At 74.1% G+C, this 278-nt stretch carries 1 pseudogene; it reads left to right on the top strand.

Annotated features, from left to right (window positions below):
• Positions 1 to 278, top strand: a pseudogene (locus J0695_RS42915) (ATP-dependent DNA helicase RecG); the annotation flags it as partial.

Raw genomic sequence — 278 nt, 5'->3', positions numbered from 1 at the left:
GCTCCCGGCCGGCCGCTCGCCCATCGCCAGCCATGTCGTCCCCGCCGCCGACAAACCCCACTTCCTGGCCCGCGCCTGGGAACGGGTCCGCGCGGAGGCCGAGAACGGCCACCAGGCGTACGTGGTCTGTCCGCGCATCGGGGACGAGGAGGACGACCCGAAGAAGGCCGGGAAGACGAAGCCCGCGACCCCCGAGGACGACGCCGAGAAGCGCCCGCCGCTCGCCGTCCTCGACGTCGCCGCACACCTGGCCGAGGTACCCCTGAGCGGCCTTCGCA

The sequence above is a fragment of the Streptomyces beijiangensis genome, from assembly GCF_017315755.1.
Taxonomy (GTDB): Bacteria; Actinomycetota; Actinomycetes; order Streptomycetales; family Streptomycetaceae; genus Streptomyces; species Streptomyces beijiangensis.
This window is presented reverse-complemented; position numbering and strand designations above follow the sequence as displayed.